The sequence below is a fragment of the Brevibacillus panacihumi genome, from assembly GCF_003710985.1.
In the GTDB taxonomy this organism is placed as follows: Bacteria; Bacillota; Bacilli; order Brevibacillales; family Brevibacillaceae; genus Brevibacillus; species Brevibacillus panacihumi.
This window is the reverse complement of the sequence record NZ_RHHT01000009.1, coordinates 1-24437: the sequence shown is the minus strand read 5'-3', so window position 1 is coordinate 24437 and position 24437 is coordinate 1. Positions and strand designations below refer to the sequence as shown.

18 protein-coding genes are annotated in these 24437 nt (G+C 47.1%); 16 read left to right on the top strand and 2 right to left on the bottom strand.

What is annotated here, in order from left to right; genetic code table 11:
• The first annotated feature begins 160 nt into the window (after positions 1-160).
• The 12 genes from spoIID to EDM58_RS06025 all read left to right on the top strand — a co-directional run bounded on the left by spoIID (position 161) and on the right by EDM58_RS06025 (position 14206).
• Entirely contained in the window at positions 161-1171 is a 1011-nt protein-coding gene (gene spoIID / locus EDM58_RS06080) for a stage II sporulation protein D (protein WP_122912564.1), read from the top strand.
• 93 nt (positions 1172-1264) lie between these two features.
• Positions 1265-2002 carry a M23 family metallopeptidase gene (locus tag EDM58_RS06075; protein WP_122912563.1) on the top strand — a complete coding sequence of 246 codons (738 nt, stop codon included), beginning with the start codon at positions 1265-1267 and terminating at the stop codon, positions 2000-2002.
• Between the two features lie 172 nt (positions 2003-2174).
• Positions 2175-2459, top strand: a complete 285-nt coding sequence (gene spoIIID / locus EDM58_RS06070; protein WP_023555222.1) for a sporulation transcriptional regulator SpoIIID — start codon at positions 2175-2177, stop codon at positions 2457-2459.
• 81 nt (positions 2460-2540) lie between these two features.
• On the top strand, positions 2541-3557 hold the full coding sequence (gene mreB / locus EDM58_RS06065; RefSeq protein ID WP_023555223.1) for a rod shape-determining protein: 1017 nt from the start codon (positions 2541-2543) through the stop codon (positions 3555-3557).
• A 6-nt stretch (positions 3558-3563) separates the two neighbouring features.
• On the top strand, positions 3564-4532 hold the full coding sequence (locus EDM58_RS06060) for a flagellar hook-basal body protein (protein WP_122912562.1): 969 nt from the start codon (positions 3564-3566) through the stop codon (positions 4530-4532).
• A 20-nt stretch (positions 4533-4552) separates the two neighbouring features.
• A complete protein-coding gene (locus EDM58_RS06055; protein ID WP_122912561.1) occupies positions 4553-5407 on the top strand; it encodes a flagellar hook-basal body protein in 855 nt (284 codons plus the stop codon).
• Between the two features lie 28 nt (positions 5408-5435).
• The gene (locus EDM58_RS06050) at positions 5436-5687 is read left to right on the top strand and encodes a DNA-directed RNA polymerase subunit beta (RefSeq protein WP_023555226.1); all 252 of its coding nucleotides are present in this window, start codon (positions 5436-5438) and stop codon (positions 5685-5687) included.
• Between the two features lie 136 nt (positions 5688-5823).
• Positions 5824-6348: a CDP-alcohol phosphatidyltransferase family protein gene (locus EDM58_RS06045; RefSeq protein ID WP_035316410.1), complete on the top strand. Its 525-nt coding sequence runs from the start codon at positions 5824-5826 to the stop codon at positions 6346-6348.
• A gap of 165 nt (positions 6349-6513) precedes the next feature.
• Positions 6514-6975 carry a 3-hydroxyacyl-ACP dehydratase FabZ gene (fabZ, locus tag EDM58_RS06040; RefSeq protein WP_023555228.1) on the top strand — a complete coding sequence of 154 codons (462 nt, stop codon included), beginning with the start codon at positions 6514-6516 and terminating at the stop codon, positions 6973-6975.
• Positions 6976-7066: 91 nt separating this feature from the next.
• Complete coding sequence (locus EDM58_RS06035) at positions 7067-7804, top strand: WecB/TagA/CpsF family glycosyltransferase (protein WP_122912560.1); 738 nt, start codon at positions 7067-7069, stop codon at positions 7802-7804.
• A 25-nt stretch (positions 7805-7829) separates the two neighbouring features.
• The gene (locus EDM58_RS06030; RefSeq protein ID WP_122912559.1) at positions 7830-8927 is read left to right on the top strand and encodes a glycosyltransferase family 4 protein; all 1098 of its coding nucleotides are present in this window, start codon (positions 7830-7832) and stop codon (positions 8925-8927) included.
• A 179-nt stretch (positions 8928-9106) separates the two neighbouring features.
• Positions 9107-14206 carry an Ig-like domain-containing protein gene (locus EDM58_RS06025; RefSeq protein ID WP_122912558.1) on the top strand — a complete coding sequence of 1700 codons (5100 nt, stop codon included), beginning with the start codon at positions 9107-9109 and terminating at the stop codon, positions 14204-14206.
• A gap of 38 nt (positions 14207-14244) precedes the next feature.
• On the opposite strand, the gene EDM58_RS06020 is transcribed toward EDM58_RS06025, so the two are convergent.
• Together EDM58_RS06020 and EDM58_RS06015 are read right to left on the bottom strand one after the other, a co-directional pair.
• On the bottom strand, positions 14245-14865 hold the full coding sequence (locus tag EDM58_RS06020) for a hypothetical protein (RefSeq protein ID WP_122912557.1): 621 nt from the start codon (positions 14863-14865) through the stop codon (positions 14245-14247).
• Positions 14866-14937: 72 nt separating this feature from the next.
• Positions 14938-15591, bottom strand: coding sequence for a YigZ family protein (locus tag EDM58_RS06015; protein WP_122912556.1), 654 nt, complete (start codon positions 15589-15591; stop codon positions 14938-14940).
• Positions 15592-15819: 228 nt separating this feature from the next.
• Here EDM58_RS06015 and EDM58_RS06010 point away from each other — a divergent pair, with 228 nt between their 5' ends.
• The 4 genes from EDM58_RS06010 to EDM58_RS25500 all read left to right on the top strand — a co-directional run bounded on the left by EDM58_RS06010 (position 15820) and on the right by EDM58_RS25500 (position 24193).
• Entirely contained in the window at positions 15820-17109 is a 1290-nt protein-coding gene (locus tag EDM58_RS06010) for a TolC family protein (RefSeq protein ID WP_246000552.1), read from the top strand.
• A gap of 347 nt (positions 17110-17456) precedes the next feature.
• Complete coding sequence (locus EDM58_RS06005) at positions 17457-20699, top strand: S-layer homology domain-containing protein (RefSeq protein WP_246000551.1); 3243 nt, start codon at positions 17457-17459, stop codon at positions 20697-20699.
• A gap of 193 nt (positions 20700-20892) precedes the next feature.
• Positions 20893-23454 carry a hypothetical protein gene (locus tag EDM58_RS06000; protein WP_122912553.1) on the top strand — a complete coding sequence of 854 codons (2562 nt, stop codon included), beginning with the start codon at positions 20893-20895 and terminating at the stop codon, positions 23452-23454.
• 499 nt (positions 23455-23953) lie between these two features.
• Positions 23954-24193, top strand: coding sequence for a hypothetical protein (locus EDM58_RS25500; RefSeq protein WP_148039307.1), 240 nt, complete (start codon positions 23954-23956; stop codon positions 24191-24193).
• The last annotated feature ends 244 nt before the right edge of the window (positions 24194-24437 follow it).

Here is a 24437-nt window from a genome sequence, read left to right as displayed (position 1 = left end):
ATAGTAGGGGCAAGCGAAAGCTCTCTCTTAGCAGAGAGCTTTTTTTTGCTTTCAGACAACCCGCTCTAACATTCTCCCTTCTCTCTCACTCTCTCGTTCTATCGCTTGCGGAAGGGACATAGACTGGAAGTGTCAGCACGAAACGAGGAGGATAGGGAGCATGAAACGTTATCTCGTCATGTGGTTAGTCGTTTTGCCAGTCTTGCTCGTATTCATGCCAGCTGCTCTGGTCTATCTTTTTTCTTCTGGCTTTCAGGAGGGAACGGAAGGAGTGGCGGTCGTCTCGCAACCGCAGAACCAGGCTGTGGTGGAGCCGGGTTTGGAAGTGAAGGTATACCGTTCCGAGAAAAAGACGGTGGAGACCCTCCCGCTCGAAACCTACATCACAGGCGTCGTGGCAGCCGAGATGCCCGCAGAGTTTGAACTGGAGGCGCTCAAGGCACAGGCGATGGCAGCAAGGACGTATATTGTCCGCAGGCTGAGCGAAGGGAAATGGCAGGATGTCCCCGAGGGGGCGCATGTGATGGATACGGTCAGTCACCAGGTGTATATGGACGAGGAGCAGCGCAAGCAAAGATGGGGCGAGCAATTTGCGTGGAAAAACAAGAGAATCGAACAAGCGGTGCAAGCGACTGCCGGGATCGTCCTGACGTATCAGGGCAAGCCGATTGATGCGACCTTCTTTTCGACGAGCAATGGCTTTACGGAAAATTCAGGAGAGTATTGGGAGCAGTCCATCCCGTATTTGAAGAGCGTAGCCAGCCCCTGGGATATCGATTCTCCCCGCTATCAGGAGACAGTCGTCTATTCGACCGCAGAGCTGGAAAAAAGCCTGGGCGTAAAATTGGCTCAGGAGGCATCCACCAAAGGCTCCTGGTACCGGATCATCTCTACTACAACGGGAAATCGGGTTGGACGGATCCACATCGGCGGCAAGGATTTTACCGGCCGCGAAATCCGGGAGAAGCTGAATCTCAATTCTTCTTCTTTTACCATGGAGTTGCGTGGAAACCAGGTGTATATCACTACCAAAGGCTACGGTCATGGGGTAGGCATGAGTCAATGGGGCGCCAACGGCATGGCCAAGACAGGGAAGAATGCGGAGCAGATCGTGAAGTACTACTATCAAGGAATAGACTTGCAGAATTTCAAGCAAATCATTCCGGTCTAGCAGAGCAAAACGGATAATTTTTTAATTTTCCCTTCTCTCTCAGGTTTATACGCCAAAATTCTGGCGATACTGAGGGATGAGGTGATGAATAAAATGGAAGATCAAAAAAATCAAAATCAACCGATTCCATTCCGAAAGTCCAGTTTTTGGAAGAAAATGTTAGGGAAGAAATGGGCGTTTCCAGCGATCTACATCGGCGCCGCAGCTATCATTCTCGCTTTTGTGATGTGGTATCAGGGTAACGTCATCCAGACCGTCTCCGAGATGACCAATCCGAGTGACGGAGTAGTGGTGACCAATCCAGCGGAAGGTACCACGACTCCTGAAGCTGGAAAAGAAGGCGACGATGCGGTGCCGGTAGCTGGTAGCGTCGAGCCGCTCGCATGGCCGGTAGGCGCAGGAGTTCAGTACGAACAAGGCATGAGCTTCTATGATGAAGAAGCAACTGCAGATGTGCAGGAAAAAGCGTTGATCAAGTATGAAAGCTCCTACTTCCCGCACACCGGGATTGATCTCAAGGCAGTAGACGGCAAAAGCTTCGATGTCGTCGCGGCTCTGGCAGGCAAGGTAACCAAAGTGGAGAATGATCCACTGGTCGGCCGCCTCGTAGAGATTGAGCATGAGGGCAACATTGTCAGTGTATACCAAAGCCTGGAAAACGTCTCTGTCAAACCGGGCGATGAAGTGACACAAGGTCAGGTGCTCGGCAATGCTGGACGCAGCGAGTATGAGAAAGATGCGGGAGTGCATCTCCACTTTGAAGTACGCGTCGATGGAAAATCGGTCAATCCGGAAAAATACCTGATTCAACCTGAAGCAAAAAATCAATAATGACGCAAAGCACCTGTAAAAGCCCGTCTTTTGCAGGTGTTTTTTTACGTTTGTACAAACTGTGAAAAAAAGTTGCGGCCGTGCTGGCTTGTCAGGCTTGGAAACGTAGAATATGTGTCCGCACCCACCCATATATTGTATCAGACAATGTAGATACAAGGAGGCGAGTGACGTGCACGACTACATCAAAGAACGGACCATCAAAATCGGCCGATATATTGTAGAGACGCGCAATACGGTTCGGATGATCGCCAAAGAATTCGGGGTGTCCAAAAGTACAGTGCACAAGGACCTGACAGAGCGGCTGCCTGAGATAAATCCAGAATTGGCCAACCAGGTAAAGGAAATTTTGGAATACCACAAAGCGATTCGCCATCTCCGCGGAGGAGAAGCGACCAAAATCAAGTACAAGCGCCGCAGCAAAAAAGTTATGGTGGAACAGGAGGAGAGTGTGTAAGAAATAATTTCCTTGTCCTCTCACGTGGAAGAGCCTATGATATGATGTAGGAATGTAACTGGTAACAGGGAGGACCTTTCAATGTTTGGCAAAGATATCGGGATCGACTTGGGGACGGCCAATGTCTTGGTGTTCGTAAAAGGCAAGGGAATAGTCCTGGATGAACCATCTGTCGTAGCAATCGACAATCATACCAAAAAAGTGTTGGCTGTAGGAAATGAAGCTCATCGCATGGTAGGCCGTACTCCTGGGAACATCGTAGCGATTCGGCCATTGCGTGAAGGGGTCATTGCAGATTTTGAGATCACGGAAGCAATGTTGAAGCATTTTCTGACCAAAATCGGTGGGAAAAGCATGTTTGCTCGCCCGCGCATTTTGATTTGCTGTCCGACAAACATTACTTCCGTGGAGCAAAAAGCGATTCGTGAAGCGGCTGAACGAAGCGGCGGGGCCAGAGAAGTGTTTATTGAAGAGGAGCCAAAAGTGGCAGCCGTAGGGGCTGGCATGGAAATCTTTCAGCCGTCCGGAAATATGGTCGTAGATATCGGTGGCGGTACGACAGATGTAGCGGTACTCTCCATGGGCGACATCGTCACGTCTTCCTCCATCAAAATCGCCGGCGATACATTTGATGTGGCAATCATGCGATACATAAAGAATAAGTACAAATTACTGATCGGGGAACGTACGGCTGAAGATATAAAAGTTCAGATTGGCACCGTATTCGGCGGACGCCAGGACGAAATGGACATCCGCGGACGCGACATGGTGAGCGGCTTGCCGCAAACCATTACGATTCGCTCCGAGGAAGTCCAAGAAGCCCTGGCTGAGTCGGTGAGTGCAATTGTACAAGCATCAAAATCTGTTTTAGAACGAACACCTCCAGAACTTTCTGCCGATATAATTGATAAGGGTGTATTCCTGACTGGCGGTGGCGCACTTTTGCACGGCATTGACCAGATGCTGGCAGAAGAACTGAAGGTTCCTGTGCTGGTAGCTGATGAGCCGATGATGTGCGTAGCCAAGGGAACGGGTATGATGTTGGATTACTTGGACAAAGTACCTACCCAGCGGAATAAGAAATTGTTCAGGGGGTAAGATCTCGTGATCAGAGGCTTGTATACGTCTGCATCAGGCATGTTGGCCTTGCAGAATCGACAGGAAACACTGGCGGCGAACCTAGCAAATATCAACACACCTGGCTACAAGCAGGATGTGGGGGTGATGCGCGCTTTTCCGGAGCAGCTCATCGCCCGAATTCGCGATCAGCAGGGGCCGGATATCCAAGGAATGCCTCAAATGACGGGACAAGCAGCAGTCATTGGCCGTCTGCATACTGGCGTGTACATGTCGGAGGCATTGCCCATGTTTGGACAAGGTGACATCGCCGAGACGCATAATCCCTATGATGTTGCCTTGATGGACAACCTGCAGCCGGATGAGGACGGAAATGAGCGTCGCCTCTTTTTCAGTGTAGCCCGGATGGAGGATCTGGATCAGCCGGCTGATCCGGAGCAGATCCGCTATACGCGAAGTGGCAATTGGAACGTCAATGCTGATGGATACCTGGTCACTCCGGATGGCTATTATGTGCTTGGTAACGACAATCAAGCCATTCGCATCAACGATCCCGATGGAGCCTATGTAGGAGCTCGCTTGCAAATAAGCACCCAGGGTGAATTGATGTACGAAGACCCTACAGCACCACCTGAAGATCCTCCCGTCATGCTGGATCAACGTTTGGGCTTGGCTGTGATCACAAATCCGCAAATGCTGGTTCGCGAAGGCACAGGAGTGTATCGCTATGAAGGCGATTTGGCCCCGACAGCGCTGGAGGACGCAGAGTTGGAAGACCTGACGGCTCTAGGTGCTGGCGAGTATGATACAACCAGAATAGCCGGACGATACGGATTAAAACAGGGATGGATCGAGCGGGCCAATGTAGATGCAGCTCAAACCATGACGGATATGATGACTGTACTGCGTGCCTATGAAGCGAATCAGCGTGTTATGACCACGATAGATGGTACATTGGAAAAGGCTGCGAATGAGATCGGCAAGGTAAACGGGTAAATTAGGAGGTAAGGACGAAGATGCAGTCGCTTAACATTTCTTCTTCAGCTCTGCGTGGCATCCAATTGGCTCTGGACAATTCCGCAAACAACATGTCGAATATGGATACGGTTGGATACAAGCGTCGAGTAGCTTCGTTTTCCGAACTGCTCGTTGATTCGATGACCGAACAGCCCGCTACTGATCGGGAGAACCGCAACTCACCAGTCGGTTTGCGCATTGGCAGCGGAGCTAGGCTTGGGATGACCAAGCTGGATATGGGACAAGGCAGCATGAAACAGACTGATGTTCCGACTGACTTGATGATTCAAGGCGAAGGATACTTCAGATTAGGTTCGCAAGAGTTAGACGCAAATGGTGCTCGCGTAGAGGAATTCCGCTTTACGCGCAATGGTTCTTTCCACTTGGAAGAGAGCGCGTATTTTGGCGGATTTGTACTGGTGGGATCCAACGGTCATGTGTTGCTGAATGAATCGGATACACCCATCGTTCTCCCTACAGATGAAGTAAGAGAGCTCGTTGTCTCGGATGATGGATTTTTGACTGTTAATGGAGAACCCACATTTGAAAGAGTCGGGGTCTGGAAAGTACATAATCCGGATATGCTGAAGCAAGTCGGAGATAATCTTTTTTCCATCGGAGAGAATGTGAATATCGATCCTGGGGCACCTCTTGCTCTCGAGGAGATTTACGAATCTGCTTGGACTGATAATCTTGCTTCAGTCCGTCAAGGAGCATTAGAGGCTTCCAACGTAAATATGCAAGAGGAAATGACGCAGTTAATCAACATTCAGCGTGCCTATCAGCTCAACTCACGGGCTATCGGCATCAGTGATCAGATGATGAGCATTGCGACATCGATACGGACCAGATAATTCCGCTCAGCAGATGGAGGATACGACAATGAACCAAGGAAAGGGACAGCGGTTCCCGCGAGATACCCAAGAGGTTACTCAAAAAGAACGTGTCAGGAGCGGCAAGAGCTTGCCTTTGACGTTGGCCAAAGTCTTGTTGGTCCCGATCCTGCTCTTTTTCTCTCTGGTCATCGGTTTAATGATTGGATACGGTTCGCTTGGGGACAAGCCAGCCGCAGAGGTTTTCGACTTAGGGACCTACAAGCATATGTACGATCTGCTTTTTTCAGATACGCAGTAGAGGATGTATTTTAAGCGGCCCGGACCATTGGTTTGGGCCCTGCGATTTTTCTTGTGGACTTGTTGTTCAGATTGTCCGCAGAGTATAATGGATCGAGTGGTTGAAAAAGGAAGTGCAGTTTTTCTGATACGGAGGGATATCCGTGAATCTTCCTAATGCGCTTACGATCTTTCGCATCGTTCTCATCCCTTTGTACCTCTACGTGTTTTTTTCGGGACTGCCCTACCACCTGGAGATTGCACTGGGAATACTGTTGGTAGCAGGCCTGACAGATATCGCGGATGGGTATATCGCGAGGAAGCACAAGCTCGTGACCACGTTTGGGGTCATGATGGACCCTCTGGCGGATAAATTGATGATGCTGGCTGTCATTGCCTCGTTTTTTCTCACGGAGCGGATCAGCGTATGGGCGACGCTGTTTTTCTTTGCCCGGGATGTGGCGATGATCGGCGTGGCTGCTGTCTACCATTTCAGAGGGAAAAAGACGGTGCCAGCCAATGCCTACGGAAAGCTGACCACTGTATTGCTGTATCTGGTCATCCCCTTGGTGATGTACCGCTACCCTTACAGTGAAGCCATTTTATGGTCGGTCATTGCGTTCTCTTTTTTAGCAAGCGCGATCTACCTGGGGAAGTTTCGATTATTGAACAAACCTGATTGATCAGTTGGAAAAAGAGCACTTCCTCAGGAAGGGAAGGAAGTGCTCCTTTTATCTCAACCCCGGACTCCCCAACTTCGGAGGCGGGTGGTTGAAAATAGTTTCAGTCAGCGGCATGTTCTTCATGCATGGACAAGTCTAGATAAGTATGGAAATGGAGCGGTGTTCATGGAAATCAAAGCACCTTTGGATAGCGTACAGATTCAGGCTATTATTCCGCATCGGTACCCGTTTTTGCTGGTGGACAAGATTGTTGAGCTGGATTTGGGCAAACGAGCTGTCGGATTGAAAAATGTTACAATCAATGAGCCGTTTTTCCAGGGACATTTTCCAGGGTATCCGGTAATGCCCGGCGTGCTGATCGTCGAAGCATTGGCACAGGTAGGGGCTGTAGCGATGCTGAGCATGGAGGAACATCAAGGAAAAATCGGCCTATTCGCCGGCATTGACGGATTCCGTTTCAAGGATCAGGTAAAGCCGGGCGATACGTTGATCCTCGAAGTGGAATTGACACGCGTACGCGGCACGATTGGCAAAGGACACGGTCGTGCGCTAGTAAACGACAAAGTGGTTGCAGAAGGCGATCTGATGTTTGCACTGACTGCTGGTGCTGACCAGGCACATTCTTGATCTATCTTGAATGTGCTTTTCTTTTCAGTTAGAATGGCATCTGGGAACATTCTTGATTCGTTGACCGTCTAATGTACTGAAGGTGAAATCATTGACCAGTCCGGTTGCAAATATTCTCGGCGTATCGTTTACGACTCGCGGCTTTGACGAAACCGTAGCTCACCTGACACAACGGATTGACAGCGGAGAACAGACACATGTAGTGACCGCCAATCCGGAAATTGTGATGCTTGCGAAAGGCCACTCAGCCTTTCGATCGATAGTAGACCAAGCCTATGTGGTGCCAGATGGGATTGGGATTGTCTACGCCGCAAAATGGACGAATCAGCCGATCTATGAACGTGTCACCGGGGTGGAGCTTGTGGAAGCCCTGATGGCCGAGGCTCATAAAAAACAGTGGAATGTGTATTTGTTGGGTGCGACTCCGGAAGTAATCAGGCTGGCAGCGGAAAAACTGTCCAACCGCTATCCGCAGGCGCGCATTGTCGGGTATAGAGACGGTTATTTTCGGCAAGACGAAGAAGAACAAATCGTCCGGGAGATCGCAAGCAAGAAGCCGGAGCTGCTTTTTGTCGCGATGGGTTCACCCAGACAAGATGAATGGCTCGCCCGGTATCGCGATCAGTTGAACGCTTCGCTGATGATGGGTGTGGGCGGCACCTTCGATGTGATTTCAGGAAAAGTAAAACGTGCCCCCCTTTTTTGGCAAAAGTTGAATCTGGAATGGTTGTACAGACTAATGGCAACGCCATCTCGTTGGAAACGGCAGCTGGCGATACCGAGATTTGTTTGGACCGTCTTCAGGGAAAAGTGGAGAAACCGCTCATAGAGCACCCGTAGAGAGGAGACAGCCGATGTCTACATCAATCTTCGGATTTTTGACTTCGCTGATCATTGCATTTATAGCTACACCTTATGTGAAAAAACTGGCTGTAAAAGTAGGAGCTGTGGATGCGCCCAACCAGCGCAAGGTCCACACACGGATCATGCCGCGCATGGGTGGATTGGCCATATACCTCGGTTATATGGTTGCCTTCTTCCTGTTCGTTCCGTTCGCGGAGAAAACGGAGATGCTGGGAATTTTTATCGGCAGCACGATCGTCATGCTGGTCGGGATGCTCGATGACAAATATCAGCTTTCCCCAAAATGGAAGCTGCTCGGTCAGCTTCTGGCGACGGTCATCGTCGTCGTCCCCTTTGGATTAAAGATCGGCGTGGTTAATCTGCCGTATTCCGGCAGTCTGGATTTTGGCAGCGGCTGGCTTTTGTGGCTGGCTGTCCCGATCACGATGTTCTGGATCGTCGGTGTGACCAATGCGGTCAACCTGATCGATGGGCTGGATGGCTTGTCGGCAGGGGTCTCGGCAATTGCGACAGCTACCATGGCGATCGTGGCCTTGCTGATGGACGAGTACAACGTCGCGATTTACTGCTGCGTTCTGCTTGGCGCGATCCTCGGATTTCTGTACTTTAATTTTCATCCGGCTCGCCTGTTTATGGGCGATACGGGTTCCCTGTTTTTAGGCTTCAACCTGGCGGCATTATCCATCATGGGCTTTAAGGAAGCGCTGTTCGTTTCCTTCATTATCCCGATCGTGGTGCTGGGAGTTCCGCTCTGGGATACCTTCTTCGCCATCGTACGGCGAATCGTAAACAAAAAGCCGATCTCCAGTCCGGACAAAGGCCATCTGCACCACTGCCTGTTGAACATGGGTCTATCCCATCGCTCCACCGTACTGGTGATCTATACAATCAGCCTCTTCTTTGGAACGATGGCGATCCTCTTGACGAAGACGACGAAATGGACAACGCTCATCGTCATGGTCGCGCTGTTGATCGCGATCCACCTGGGGACGGAAATCGTCGGTCTGGTCAGCCGCAGACATCGTCCGTTGATCAATATTTACCGTCGGTTGAAAGTAAAGATGTCGGAGCGGCGAAGCCATTCGTAAAATAGTGTTATTTTCAGACAACCCTTGAACAGATTGTGACAAGATCACGTCCTGTTCGAGGGTTTTTTCCTTTTTTCGACCGTTCTTTCAGATAGTTTGCTCTTAAGTTTTCGTCAAAATATACCGATAAAGGAAAGACGAGACTATGTTTAAAAGATTGCAAAGAAGAGGTGAAACGAGTGGCTAGAAACTTGCTTGGTAGTAAAACCTGGATTTCGGCAGTACTTGCTTTCCTGATGGTGTTCACAACACTGCTGCCGTTTGGTGCGGGTGTTGCTCAAGCTGCAGGGGGACTCCAGTTTATCGGCATCAGCAACAATACGTCGGCCAGCAACCCCCATATTCATTACTCATCCTCCATCGACATCTCAGGTACATATCCACTGAACGTTGTCGGGGATGACCTTCGTTATCAGGTATCCTCGTTAAGCGGATCGCAACCGTCCGATACGAGCAGTATCAAGCCGTCCATCGACCCGGCAACACGCACATTTACCTTTCGGAATATCGCGCTGATTCCGGGAGTGAACGTGATTTCGTTTTCTTTTAAGAATGGCGACTCCAATACGGATCTCTCCAAAATCTACGTCCAGTACAACAATACACCCATGTTTTCTGACTTGAGACTGGACTCTGTGTTCATGGAATCGGATCCGACCATTGTAGAAGTAAACACGTCCCGCAATACGACACTTCGCCTGTCCGGGAAAGCACAAAATGCGGATACGGTCGTAGTCAAAAACAACACAACAGGGAGAACGTTCACGGACTCGATCCGCAGTGCGGGCAACTTCTCTGTTGAGCTGGAAACCCAAATTGGTTTGAACCAGATTGACATCCACGCATACAGCAGCAATAAAGAAGTGGCATTGGTAAACAGAAGTGTTTTGGTAATCCCCAGAAGCAATGCTGAGGGAGGATCAGACCAGTTTTACAGTGTGAAGATGGGCGGTACAGACATCACACAGATCCCTCCTGCAAGCACAGAATTAATTCAAAAGGCCGGAAGCAGCATTACGATCACTGGTGAACTTTTGATCAAATTGCAATCTGGCGCTACCATTCTCGACTCTAGCGGTGCAAAGGATACGACGGCGCCTGATGCACCAGTTAATCTTAAAGCCGTTACTTTACAACCAGATCCGCCTACTACGCCACCTACGGTAACAAAAATAACAGGGACGGCGGAAGCCGATTCTACGATTATTGTAAAAAATGCATCGGGCACTCTAACGATTCAAGGAAATGCAAAGGCTGACGCGAACGGGGAATTTGAGGTTACGGTTGTGGGACAACCAAGTGCCTCATCGCTAACCGTATTTGCCAAAGACGCAGCAGGAAATACCAGTACCGGAACAGGGGTAACTGTCATTGATGGGATTCCTCCTAATGCTCCGGATGTAAATGAGCCGGTTTCGAATCAACAAACGGCCCTTACAGGAACAGCGGAAATTGGCTCTACCGTATACGTGAGAAGAGGGTCAACTGAACTTGGAAGCGCGTATGTAGGAAGTGGTACTTTTACCGTAACTCTGCCGTCTCCTGAAGCAGTAGGGACTACCTTGACTGTAGTTGCTGTTGATTCTGCCGGGAATGAAAGCCCTGCAAAAGCAGTCACGATTATCGATCCGGCTGATGCGACAGCACCTGATACAGTAGCTCCAGATCAACCAGTGACAGATCGCGTATATACGAATACTTCAAAAATTACGGGGCTAGCAGAAGCGGGTACAACGATTACAGTTACCAGCGGAGCAACCGTACGAACAGCAACAACAGGGGATGACGGGAAATTTAGTGTGACATTCCCAACTCAAACAGCAAACACGGTATTAACTGTTACGGCTACAGATGCTGCTGGTAACGCAAGCAGTGCAGAGAACGTTCTTGTAGGATATGCACTTGATACGACCCCTCCGAATAAGCCAACGGGTGTTCCAAGTCAGATCACCACGATGGACAATGTCGTTCAAGGAAGCGGGGCAGAAGCATTTTCCACGATTAAAGTGAAAAGAGGTTCTGTCGTCCTGGGAAGCGGAGTGGCAGATGGCGCCGGTAGCTTTTCTATAGGAATTTCGTCTGCATCTGTTGGAGATATTCTGTCTCTCACGGCAACAGATAATGCAGGGAATGAAAGCGAAGCAGCAACAATCGAAGTAAAAGCGGCGAGATCGTTTGTCTTCAAGATCAATAACCTGACAAACCCGTCTGATATTGTTACGATTGATCAAGACAACGACGTTGAATTTGATCCGGTTACGGATACAGGCCTCTCCTCGGAGTACAAGCTGTATGACGTAAGTGCGAAAGTGAACTACGCAGATTTGAAGAAAGACAATTTGTACGAAATGCAAATTAGCTACAAGACGCAAAGACGAGATTCCAGCAATCTGTCCAACATCGTCAATGACGTCATCGTTGCGAACCACAGCTATCGCTTTATTTTTAAAACAAGTGATGGAGCAAGGTTTGGAAATGTAACGAATATCTCCGATCCGGATCCACAGGTGCAAATTCCGGTGAGAACGGACGGCAGCGTGAATATCGTCAATGTTCTGCCAGCCAAGGTGAAGATTGAAGCTTATAATATGCCTACAACAGGCAATTTCAAAGTGTTTTACAACAACCAGGAAAAATCAGCCGGAACCGATTACTTGCTGACAAAGGGAACAGATTCAGTAACCATCGAATTTGTCAAGCTGCCAGCGAATGAGACGACGGTAAAAGTAAAATATGACGATCAGGAAATCTCTTTCAAACTGAAGCCTCAAGTCGTTCCATCGCTTCTGTTGTACTATACGGTATCGAATGAATCCAAAGTAATTGACAGCTCTTTGGAAATTACCGATCCCAATGTATCCCGACTGGTGATGGACGGGGACAAATTTAAAGCCCAAATCTACAACTACAAATTAACGAACACCAACATGACGGTAACGTTGAATGGTGTAGAAATTCCGAGTGCATACCGGATCACAGACTCGAATCCTAATGACAACGTAGTGCCATTCGAAATCGAAAAAGGCAAATTTACCAAAAACGGTGAATGGAATCTCAATCAAGGTAACAACGCGCTCGTCTTTACACTCAAAGACGACCCGAGCGTAAAATTCAACTACAACATCATCTACAACACAGAGAAGACACCGAAGATTGAAGATGTCACGCTTAAAGTCGTGCAGGGCAAAGGCCAGACAGAACTGGCGAAAAAATCTTCCGATGCAGCCTATCGGACTTCCGCTTTCTTCCTGAGTGAATTCTCCTGGAAAGCGACCAATGTAGAACCAGGTGCCATTGCTACTATTACGAAGGACGGCAATGTCATCGCGAGGTACAAGCTGAAGGATACTTCGGGGAACTGGGATTTCGTTAATGATGCGGCGTACAATAAAACACGCGACGCAGCCATCAAAGGAAATACCCGTGATCTGGGTGCCATTTTCGACTCCACAACCTTCTCTAAAGGAAATAATATTCGCAACAAGTTCACGTTCACAGCTGAAATGGACACGGACGAATATGGAGAAGAACTGGTGGAGGAACTCAGTGACGACATGGGCCTTACAGGGGAAGAACTGGAGAACAGATTGAAATTGTTCCCGCTGACTCTGGCAAAAGGCGGCACAACGAATTATCAAATCGAGATTATTCAAGGCTCCATCGCTACTCGTCACAACATCAGCATTACGCAGGATGCCCAGGCTTGGACGGTAATCTCTCCTACCAAGCTGGATAATGCACAGTATATTACGGTGAACAGCAACTCTGTTCCGGTGAAGATCTTTGCAGAAAAAGCAACGAAAGTAATGTTTGGGAAAACAGAGGCAGTTGCCTATAATACCGATTTCCCGGATTACGAGTATGATTCGGAAACAGGCAAGCTGATACCACAGACATACTATGTGTTTGAATCCAATGTAACGCTGAAGCCAGGATTGAACACGATCAAATTCACGGTTCAGTTCGGCAGCAACAGCTACAACGACGAGATCAAAATCTTCAACCTGAACTCTGCAGTAGGTGGCGCTGAGAGCCGGGATGTGTTTGGCAAAAAGCTTTCTTTCAGTGTATTTGAAAAAGCATTTGAACTGAAATTCCCGTCTGGCACCGTCCTGCTGGCACCACAAAGCAATAAGGCAGGTTCGGAAGTAAATGCCCCTCAGACTGATATTTTCACCAACGTTCCGATCTATTTCGGGATCGCGGATCGTACGAATGGTCAAGTCGGCATTGATGACCACGGTCTGAAACGGGAAATGGAAGATTTGCTTCGCATCTCCTCTGATTTCAACTATGCAAGCCCGCTCTACTTTGTAGACGCCGGGAATGCCAAACATGGCAGCTTGGACGAAGACGAAGACCGAGCACCAGGGGGCCGCGACCCATACTTTGACGGCACGGTAAACAACGTAAAGATGGAGCCGTTTATCGAGCGTTGGAGATACAACCTCGTACCGAGCAAAGTCGGAACGGTTTCGATCAAGTATGATCCTTCCATTGTCAATGCAGCGAACAATATCCTCACCGTTTTCTACAATAACGGTGATGAGTGGATCAATCTTGGCGGTGTCGTGAACACATCCAAAAAGACGGTCACTGTTCCATTTAAAGGCTTCGGCTATTACATGGTCATGAAAACGCGCGAAACCTTCTCTGATGTAATCAACCATCCATTTGCGCGTGACGCGATTGAGACCTTGTACGCCAAAGGAATCATGAATGATGCACCAGGAAGCGGTTTCGGTACCGAGTTGAAAATCACTCGCGGCGAGTTCGCAACGATGCTCGTAAAAGCGCTGGATCTGCCAATCAATGCCGGGCCATATAGCGGCAACAGCGAAAGAAACCCGACCGAACCTTCTTTCAATGACGTCCATCCGGATTTTGACGATTGGAATTACGAGTACAAGTATATTGAAACGGCAGCTCGTGCAGGGATTGTGCGCGGAAAGAGCACACGCGGCTTCTTCCCGGATGATCCACTGACACGTGAAGAAGCGACAATCATGATTGCGCGTGCGCTCAATCTGAAGCTGGGCAATGCAGATGCAGCCATGCTGGCTCTGGGCAAGTCCTTTACAGACGGACAACAAACCGGCTACTATGCTGCTCCATCCGTACTGGCAGTAACCAAAGCCAAAATCATGAATGGGGAAGTCAATGATCCATCGGCTAAAAAGCCAACCTATCGCTTCAATCCAAAAGGGGATTTGACCCGTGCAGAGATGGCGATCATCACGATTCGGATCATGACTCAACTGAAAAAATTGCCGAAGTAAAAAAACAAATCAAAAGAGCTGAAGCGACGATAACCGCTTCAGCTCTTTTCTTTTCCGTACTTGTCCACTTGTTCACGCAGCAGATAGATTTCCCTTTCATGCTCCCAGACTTTTGTCTCTATGAATGCAAGATGTTTTCTCTTCCCGCTCTGTTCCTCCCGCATCTCACGGACTTCCTCATAGAGCTTATCCAGCCGCTCGTTTGTATTGGTAATAGCCTGAAATAGTTCCGCACACATGTCCTCCACGTGGCGTGTAAGGGTTTCTTGGCGTTCCATGCGCTGTTCCAACTGTTCAAAACGCTTGTCATGTTCATCAAGACGCTGCTCAATGCGATCTAATCGCTGTTCGATTCGGTCAAACCGTTGGTCAATCTGTTCAAAACGCTGCTCGATCCATTCAAACCGTTGGTCAATCTGTTCAAATCGCTGCTCGATCCGTTCAAATCGTTGGTCAATCTGTTCAAAACGCTGCTCGATCCGTTCAAACCGTTGGTCAATCTGTTCAAAACGCTGCTCGATCCGTTCAAACCATTGGTCTATCCGTTGAAATCGCTGTTCGTTTTGTTCGAACTGCTTTACCATGTGTCCAAACAAATCGTCCAGGCGGGACAGAACTTGGCCTGATAAGCTATTTTCATCACCCGTTGAATGCCCCATATAGAAGCCTCCTTTTATGTACGGCTTTTATATGAATATCGTAAGCGAAGAAAGTAGGTGCAGCAAGTAAATCTATTCTTCGTCTCCTACCGCATCGACGGGCACTTCGACATACTCCTTTTCACCCAAGTCGACCTGCGCCTGACCGTTCGTCAAATCGATCATTCCTGCTACGAAAGCATCCTGTTCACCCTCGGGAATCAGCACGTGGGCGGTTACTTTATCGGTAAAATCCGTCCCGATTACCCGATGCTCCCCGAGACGCAGTTCATTTTCAACTTTGCCCCACCAGGTGTAATCGACTTGCACAGAGATCTTTTGATGCAAGGTATGGACGACGATGCGTGCCGCTTTGAGCGCTGTGACGGTCCCTGCTGTATAGGCGCGGACCAATCCCCCGGCCCCCAGCTTGATGCCGCCAAAATAACGGGTCACGACTACGACTGTATCCTTCACGCCATTTTTCTTGATGCATTCCAGAATCGGCTTTCCTGCGGTTCCGCTCGGTTCGCCATCGTCGCTGGAACGCTGGATCTGATCGTTCTCACCAATGACGAACGCCGAGCAGTTGTGGGTTGCATCCCAGTGCTTTTTCTTGATCATCGCGATGAAAGCCGATGCTTCTTCTTCTGTCGTCACCCTCTGGGCATACCCGATAAATCGAGAACGTTCTATTATAATGTCATCTTCTCCGTAGCCTGCTACTGTCTTGTACTGATGCAGCATCTTCTTTCACCTCTAGAAAAGGATAGCATGCAAAAAGAAAGTTCGCGATTCCTGAAATGTTTTTGACACAAAATCGTATTAGTATTACGAAGGAGAGTATGCGAAAATGAAAGAAAAAGGGCCCATGTGCAAATAGTGGCAATGGATTCATTTTTCGTGTACGAAACATTTTCTTGTGTTATATTGTTCGTGGGACAAACTGTAATATTTTGATCAGAAGGAGTGTACATGATGAACTTTCCATACTCGTCTAAGAAGTGGCAGAAGATCAGTATGGCAGCAGTCTTGACTACTGTACTCGGTGTCGGTTCCTTGACCGCCTACGCGAATACGGGCACAGACGGCGCCAAAGCGACTGAGACATCGACACAAGCCGAGCAATCAGCCGATACGGCCAAACCTGCTAATGCAGAAGAGCCAAAAGCTGCAGCGAAGGAAGTTACGGCCGAAAGCAAGGCAACAACTACTGCAGAACAAACCAACACTACGACCAAACCAGCAGCGACTGTTGGGTTGGAGAATCTGACGCTGGAAAAAGCGATTGAACAAGCGCTTGAAAGCAATGCCCAGCTGGAGTCAGCGCGTCTGAACGTAAAAAATGCAGATCTTAACTCCATGCTGGCATACAAAACACCAGCCCAAATGCCGGATGAAATGATTGGTACTCTGGATGCAGCCAAAGCGAAATACGTAAACAATGCAACCATTGAGATGAACCGCAAGCTCAATGCATTGAACCTGAAGGCCACAGAGAGCAAAATCAAGCTGGGCGCACAACAAGCCTACTATGATTTGCTCTATGCACAAGACGACTACAACCTGAAAAAGCAAAGCCTGGCTCGTGCCGAGGCTCAATTGAAGGTAGCGAAAGCGGCTTTTGAAGTTGGAACCAAGGCGAAAACGGATGTACTCCAGGCGGAGATGGGCTTGGCCGGTGCACAGGCTGCCTTGACGACGGCACAGAACAATCTTGAGATCGAGCGCATGGATTTGAATGATTTCCTCGGCGTGGATCTGGACAAAAAGTGGAACATCATCGTCTCCCACAAACAAACTGCTCCGGTTACGCAAACACTGCAACAGGCAGAAGCCGAGGCATTGCAAAAACGCGTGGAGATGACACAGGTAAAAGAAGAGCTGAAACTGGCAGAACTGAACGTGGAGCTTATTGAGAAATACTCCGTTATGGCTACTTATCAAGGCCGTATTGCCAAAAATAATGTAGAAACGGCGAAGCTGGCGATTGAACAAAAAGAGCGCGAGATCTCCAAGGAAGTAGCCCAGGCCTACTACAACCTGAAAGCTGCGTACCAGGCTATCGAATTCCAGAAGAAGGCCCAGGAAGCGGCAGCGGAAAGCTACCGCCTGACCAACCTGCGCTTTGAAAACGGGCTTGCGACGACCCTGGAAGTGATTCAGGCAGAAGAAGAGCTGTCCGATCGCGAGAACCAATACCAACGCGCAATCCGTACTTACAATCTGGCGGTAGTCAACTTCCAGACAGCTTTGGGCAACTAAGGGAATCCCTACAAAAATTTGATCACAATTGGAAAAAGGTTGAGGAGTGACAGACTGCCGCACGTAACCTATAATACGATTTGTGGCGGATGTCACTCGTACATAATCCAAGTGAATACGACCACCAAAAAAGTTTTAAACTTTTTTTCAAAGGCGCCGCAACTTTTGCTGAGCTGAGGCGTTTAATAGGATGTCACACGAAACACGGGGAATTGTGTAAAAAAGATTCACGAATTCTAGCTACTGTGTTACACTAGTGATTGTTGCATTTTACACAATACTGTATATACTAGAGAATTTTAACACGGAAAAAGCGATGCTGTCCTGCGGAAGGAGGTGACACGCGCTTGCAGGATTCGGGCTTTAAAAAGAAAGATAGATTAACAACGAATATTCCCCAAGAACAATTTGTTTATACTAGAGGAGGAGAACACAAGGTTATGAAAAAGGTTGTTAACAGTGTACTGGCTAGTGCTCTAGCACTTACAGTTGCTCCTATGGCTTTCGCTGAAGAAGCAACTCAAGCTCCAGCAATGGATGCTAACATGGAAAAAACGGTAAAACGTTTGGAAGCACTTGGACTGGTTGCTGGTTATGGAAACGGCGATTACGGCGTAGACAAAACCATCACTCGTGCTGAGTTCGCTACTCTGATCGTTCGCGCTCGCGGACTGGAGCAAGGTGCGAAACTGGCTCAATTCCAATCCACTTTCACTGACGTTCGCACTACTGACTGGTTCTCCGGTTTCGTAAACGTAGCGTCTGGTCAAGACATCGTTAAAGGTTTCCCAGACAAATCCTTCAAACCGCAAAACCAAGTTACTTATGCAGAAGCAGTTACTATGATCGTTCGCGCTCTGGGTTATGAGCCAGCGGTTAGAGGCGACTTCTGGCCAAACAACTTCATCGCAAAAGCTTCCGAGCTGAACATTGCGAAAAACATCGCAGCTCCAAACAATGCCGCAACTCGTGGCGAAGTTTTCAAAATGCTGGACAACGCACTCCGCGTAAAACTGTTGGATCAAATCGAATTCGGTACTGACATCCGTTTCGAATACTCCAAAGAAACTCTTCTGACTAAATACCTGAAAGTAACCGTTCGCGATATGGACTGGGTGAACGATGAGAAACTGGATGGCGAAGATCTGCCATTCGTATCCAACGTTCCTGTAGTTGGTCTGGGCACTCTGAAAGCCAACGAAGTTCAACTTTCCGGTAAAGCAGCTGGTCTGGGAAGCAACACTACTTACAAAGTAGCTGACGGCATCAACCCTAACGAGTTCGATGGCCAACACGTACAAGTTTGGATCAAAGATGATGCTCCAAGCACAATCGTTTGGATGGAAGGTTCCGCAGATGAAGATGTCATCATGGATCGCCTTGGCGAATTCTACCTCGACGGAACTGCCATGAAAGACGACGGAAGCAAACTGTCCAAAGACAGCGACATCAAGAAGCTGAAATTGGAACTGGATGGCTCCGGCAAAACATACAAATTCAGTGAAGATGTAAAAGTTACTTACAACTTCCACCCTTACGATGCTCTGGATGCGTTGCAAGACATCATTAGCGACAACAAAGGCTTCGCTTTCTCCGCTAAACTTGTCTTGAACAACAAAAACGAAATCAGTTACATCCATGTAATTGATGACCAATCCATGAACAAATCCGTAAAAGAAGTAAAATACGGATCCAAAATGATCGAGAAAATCGATGCAGACAAGAAGAAAATTTACAACCTGGATGACAAAACATTCGGCGATCTGGAAGACCTGGAAGAAGGCGAAGATTTCCTCGTATTCCTGAACAACAAACCAGCTAAGCTGTCTGAGTTGCAAGCTAACGACGTATACAACGTCTACTATGCAAACGGCGACGAAGACAAATTGCTCGTGTTCGCTACTCGCAACGTTGTAGAGGGTAAAGTAAGCAAAATCACTATGAAGAGTGCTACTGACAACCGTCTGGTAGTTGACGGCAAAACATACCGTTTCCGTCTGGGCCACTCCACTTACTCTGACAACGGAAACAAAGACATCGAAGATATCACTGAGAAAAACCAAGACACCATCAAAGATCTTGATGGCGAAGAAGTAAAACTGTACCTGGATGCATCCGGCCGTATTCGTCACATCGAAACTGCTGATGCCATCACAGATCGTCGCTTCAAAGCAACTGTTACAAAACAAGCTCTGTACAGCGGTGGAGACTTCAACTTCCAAGTAGTTTCCGAAACTGGTAAGAAAATTGACATCACCATCGATCCAAAAGACATCAAAGGTACTGATGGCAAACAATACCCAGAAGATGATGTTCAAGCTGACTTCACACCAGATAAAGAAAACCCACTTCTGTTGGAAGTAACCTTGGATGCTAAAGGTGAAGCTGACAAAGTAAAAGTTCTGCCTACCAAACTGTATAAGTCCTCTGGAACAGCTTGGTTGGATGCTGCTGACGAAGACGAAGATATGCTGAGACACAATGGTAAAGGTTACGAAGTTACCAGCGATACTGCAATCTTCGACCTGACTAGCGAAATTGAAGGTAAAAACCGCAAAACCCTGAAAAAACCAGGTATTGCGAAATTCAGCAAAATCGCTGACCAGAAAAACACTTCCGTTCTGTACACTCTGAACGAAGACGAACTGGAAGTAGACGCTATCTTCGTAATTGAAGGTAAATCTGCTAGCAGCGATATGAAATATGGTCAAATCGTGGAGTATGGCCGTGAAAGTGGCAAATACACCATGAAAGTGGTAACTGCTGTTGACAAAGAGGTTAAAGAAGTTGAATACACCCTCGATGACAAATCCAGCGAACTGACTGACAAAGGCATCAAATCCGGTGACTTTATCGCATTCAGCCTGAACGGCAGCGATGAAGTAGTTGTTGACGAAGTTGTTGAAGTAGTTGACGCTGCTGACGACATCGAGTCCCTGAAATTGCTGGATGAAGATGATTACAGCGATGCTGAAATCTACGACATCAGCACTGCTATCGCAACCAAAATCGATGGCAACAAAATCACTTATGTAGCAAGAGACGAAGATGGCAAGAAGCTTGGTGAAAGAACCTATACTGTCCGCTCCAACACTGTTTACTTCAATGCTTATGACATCGAACCAGGTGACAAAGTAGAAGAGGGCGACTACATCGTTCTGTTCAGCACAGAAGACGTTAAAACCCGTTACGACTATGTACTCTTCATCAACAGCAAGAAACAAGTTGAGAAAGAAGATTTCGATACTGAAGACTTCTTGGCTCAAGCTAAATATGACAAAGATGGTAACGGTGGAAATCCAGGACCAGATCCAGTAGAACCAGAATTGGATGTTGAATCCTTGGCATGGTCCGGTGTTGATAAACTGGGCGGTCTGATGAAAGAGTTCTCCGTAACTGGTACTGCAGTTAAAGGTGCAGAAGTAGAAGTTACAATTGGTAAACAATCCAAAACTGTTACTGCAGATGACAAAGGTAAATTCACTGTAGAAGGCATCTTGGGTAAAGCTGATGTAACTGAAGCTGTTATCACAGTAACTGTAGGTAAAGAGTCTAAAGAGTACGAAGTAACGATTAAACTCGAAGACTAATTTCCTATCAACTGGATATTAGAGAATTGTTACGATTGATAAGGGGCAGAGGGTTTACCCCTCTGCTCTCATTCAATCGAGCACTTTCTTAGAAACAAGATACAGTACGGAGGAACACACTCACCTAAAGTACATACATCATGAGTGTTTCTCATAAAAAAAATTCCTATTTTTCAATCTGGAGGGGTAGTACGTGAATAAAAAGCTGGTCCTTTCTGTTCTCTCGACCGCAGTAGTAGCTAGCATGGCTTCCGCTGCTATGGCAAAACCACAACCTGGTTTCTATGTAGGTGGAGATGTTGACAAGTACTACAGCATCGATGCGTTCCTCGGTGATCATTTTGATGACGCTTTGGACGCTATCATCAGTGAACTCGGAGATACAGTATTTGTAGATGCGGATGCAAATGCAGCTCCATTCGTGGAAGCACTGGATGCAAATACTGCTGAAGAGCTCGCAGCTATCATGAAGCCAGCTACTGTAGCTACTTTCAACGGCAATGTTTACACTAACGTTGAAGATCCAACTGCAGAGCCTTATAACCCTGCAACTGATAAAGACCTCGAGCCAGGAACTCCTGTTGGCGACTTGGTTGTTGAAAGCGTAAGTGCTATTAACAGTAGCAGTGTAAAAGTTTCCTTTGCTAATGCTGTTGAAGCCATCGCAAAAGAGAATGTTACAGTGGTAAACAAAGTAACAGCAGATAAGCAATACATCAAAGCAGTTACTTTGAGTGAAGATAAAAAATCCGCTACTGTAGAATTTTATGAGCCACTCACCAAGGGAACCTATACTGCAACTGTAAAAGTTGGAGAAAAATCAGCTTCTAAAGACTTTGATTTTGTTAAAGGTGAAGTTGCATCCATTCAAGTAGAGACTCTTCAAACTGTACCTGCTGGTGAGGCAACAGCAATTGCTTTCAAGGCATTTGACGAAAACGGTCTCGAAATCACTGAAGATGTGAAAGCAGATGTTGAATTTGAGTCTTCTGTTAATGTTAATTCTGGTAACATTACTTTAGCTGATAAAGCAACTGCTTTTGTATTCGTGAAGTATACTAAAGCTGACGGAAGCATTGTAAAAAGCGACAGAATCACTGTTAAAGGTGAAAACCGTAAAGCAGTAGAGGTTCTCAATTGGACTCTTGCTACGACTGCTCCTGATTGGACAGATAAAGAGTACAAACAGAACACATTAGTGAAAAAGGGTGGTACAGCTCTTACCTTCCAACTGCAATTCAAAGATCAATTTGGTAAAGCTAAAGCAGCAAGTGATTTGACCGGTAGTACTGTTCAATATGAATCTCTTGACAAAACAATTGCATTGGTAGACAGAGCATCCGGACAAGTGACTGCATTGAAAGCTGGAACTGTTCCAGTAAAAATTAGTGTAGTAAAAGACAATCAAGTATACTTCACAAAAACTGTAGAAATTACAGTAGGATCTGAAGCTACCTTTAAGGAAATCTCTTTGGAAGCAAATGAAGTAACAGTCTCTTCTTCTTTGGGAACTTCAAAAGCTGTAACACTCAAGTTTAAAGACCAATTCCAAGACGCGATCAATGTAACTGGTGATGTAACAGCAACTGTGAAATCTGGTAAAGACCTCGTTACTTTGGATGGTACTAAAAATGGAGACGTGTACACTAAATCTGTAAATGGTGTTAACAGCATTAATTTCACTGTAACTCCTGTTGCAGGAAAAGAAGGAACAGCTGTTATTGAATTGGCTGTAAAAGACACTCAAATTAAAGCAACTCTGACCGTTCATGTAGAAAAAGCTGGTGCAGTTGAGAACTTTACTGCTGACGGATTTAAAGAACAGCTGGATAAAAACGGAGACGCAACAGACTCTAAAAAACTCCCTGAGAAAATGACAGTTGTTGTTTATGGCGTTGATGCAAACGGTGGTAAAGCACAGCAAATCACAGAAGACATTAACTTCACTGTAAAAGATGCAGCTGGTAAAGTTGTAGAAAAAGGTGAAGGTGTGGCCGATGGCAAGGTTATTGTCGACTCAAAAGCTGTAAACGATGATGGGGATGCTCTATACGCAGCAGGTAAAACATATACTCTTTCGGTAAATGTTGGACCAGATGCTTCAAAAGCTTACCCAGTATTGACAAAAACTTTTACAGTAACAGACACAACTGAAGCACCTAAAGTTGAGCTGACAAAAAATAAACTCGAAATTAAAGCTGCTGATGGTCAAAATCTTCTTGAAGCTGTAAATGCAGCAAAAGTATTTAATGTTACCTTTACAGGGGCAGACTCTACTAAAGCTGTAATTAAAGATTTTGAATTCCTGTCTGATAACACAAAAGTTTTAACTGGAGTAAAAGCTTCTGCGGCTACATTAAAAGCTGATGGAGATGTAAGTCTTTCCATTTCTTCCGTAACTGTAGATATGGATGGAGATGGAGATAAATTTGCTCCTGAAACAGTCCTATTTACAGACCTCTTGAATGTTACGCTAACAGGGTTTGATGATGCAGCTGCAGAAGCGGAAAAAGCAGCTGCTATCGAAGCGGCAAATGAAGCAATCGCTGATCTTCCTGAACCTTCAAAAATAAAAGAAGGTGCAGATGAATCTGCAGGGGAAGTAGAAAAAGCTGATGCTGAAGCTGCTGTTGCCGCTGCAGAAGCAAAGGTTGACGCTGCTAAAGCTAAGGGTGCAACAGCAGGTGAAGGAAATACGTTTGATATTGACACTACAGCTCTCAAAGCTGTAAAGGATGCAATTGCTGCCCTTTAATAAAATCACGAAACGTTACTTCATAAACTCATCTGAGTGAAAGAAGTGGTGAAAAGTCCCTCATGATGTAGACAACAGTCTTCATCTATGAGGGCTTTTCTCTAACTGCCTTGTCAAATTGATTGGCGCAACTCCAATCCGTGAGAACAGCCTATATCTCACGTGCCTGATCCTCCTGCACAGAAATCAATCTAACCCGATGATTCCAGTGAAGTCAGGTGAAGTCGTACTTGCATGAAGCAAGGCGGGGCTCCTTAAAAGCTGGCTATGGTCAGGCGACGAATCCATGTTGACCCAATACGAGTTAGCTGTTTCCAGGTAAAGCGCTAGGGGTTTGGTAACAGTCGATGTGCTTGAGATTGCATAGCCGAAACAGGAACAATTCAGGCTGTTAAACCTGTTTTTCACGTATTGTATAGTGGAGATCTAAGGTCAGCAAAACAAGGGATAGACCAGGCGGAACGTTTGAAGTCTTGCCGGAAGAGGTGGGGTAGCACCAGTGAGACCGGTAAGATGGCGGCGGGTTCGTAGTAGTGATGATGGCTTGCCGTTTGAACCTGTAGTGGTAACACAGGCAGGGAGGGGAAAACTGGCCGGAGCGAAGGAACCCAGTCAGTGGAAAAGAAGGGTTTCATCCCTTCGAGGGAAGAACGACCAGGTAGAGCTGCATGAAATGAATCATGCTGTCCTATTTGGATTTGATTCCACCTATTCACTGATGGGACGCCGTGTGCGATGAAAGTCGCCCGCACGGTGTAGGCTCGTTATAAATACCGGGATAGAGAGGTATAAGACGAGAATAGCCAACCAATCAATGACATAACACCTCCAGCAGACCCAGATCCCTCTAAAATTACAGTACATGGTCTAGGGGGAATGATGGACTATATAAAAGTGTCTAGTGGAGCAGTTGAAGAGGGTGCATTGGTAGAAATTTGGAATCATGAAACGGATAGAGATCCTGTGTTTTTGGCAAGTAAGAA

Bases quoted from the DNA above. Each gene is read 5' to 3' on its own strand.
- spoIID (WP_122912564.1), top strand. From the start codon at position 161: ATGAAACGTTATCTCGTCATGTGGTTAGTCGTTTTGCCAGTCTTGCTC.
- EDM58_RS06075 (WP_122912563.1), top strand. From the start codon at position 1,265: ATGGAAGATCAAAAAAATCAAAATCAACCGATTCCATTCCGAAAGTCC.
- mreB (WP_023555223.1), top strand. From the start codon at position 2,541: ATGTTTGGCAAAGATATCGGGATCGACTTGGGGACGGCCAATGTCTTG.
- EDM58_RS06055 (WP_122912561.1), top strand. From the start codon at position 4,553: ATGCAGTCGCTTAACATTTCTTCTTCAGCTCTGCGTGGCATCCAATTG.
- EDM58_RS06050 (WP_023555226.1), top strand. From the start codon at position 5,436: ATGAACCAAGGAAAGGGACAGCGGTTCCCGCGAGATACCCAAGAGGTT.
- fabZ (WP_023555228.1), top strand. From the start codon at position 6,514: ATGGAAATCAAAGCACCTTTGGATAGCGTACAGATTCAGGCTATTATT.
- EDM58_RS06030 (WP_122912559.1), top strand. From the start codon at position 7,830: ATGTCTACATCAATCTTCGGATTTTTGACTTCGCTGATCATTGCATTT.
- EDM58_RS06020 (WP_122912557.1), bottom strand. From the start codon at position 14,865: ATGGGGCATTCAACGGGTGATGAAAATAGCTTATCAGGCCAAGTTCTG.
- EDM58_RS06015 (WP_122912556.1), bottom strand. From the start codon at position 15,591: ATGCTGCATCAGTACAAGACAGTAGCAGGCTACGGAGAAGATGACATT.
- EDM58_RS06010 (WP_246000552.1), top strand. From the start codon at position 15,820: ATGATGAACTTTCCATACTCGTCTAAGAAGTGGCAGAAGATCAGTATG.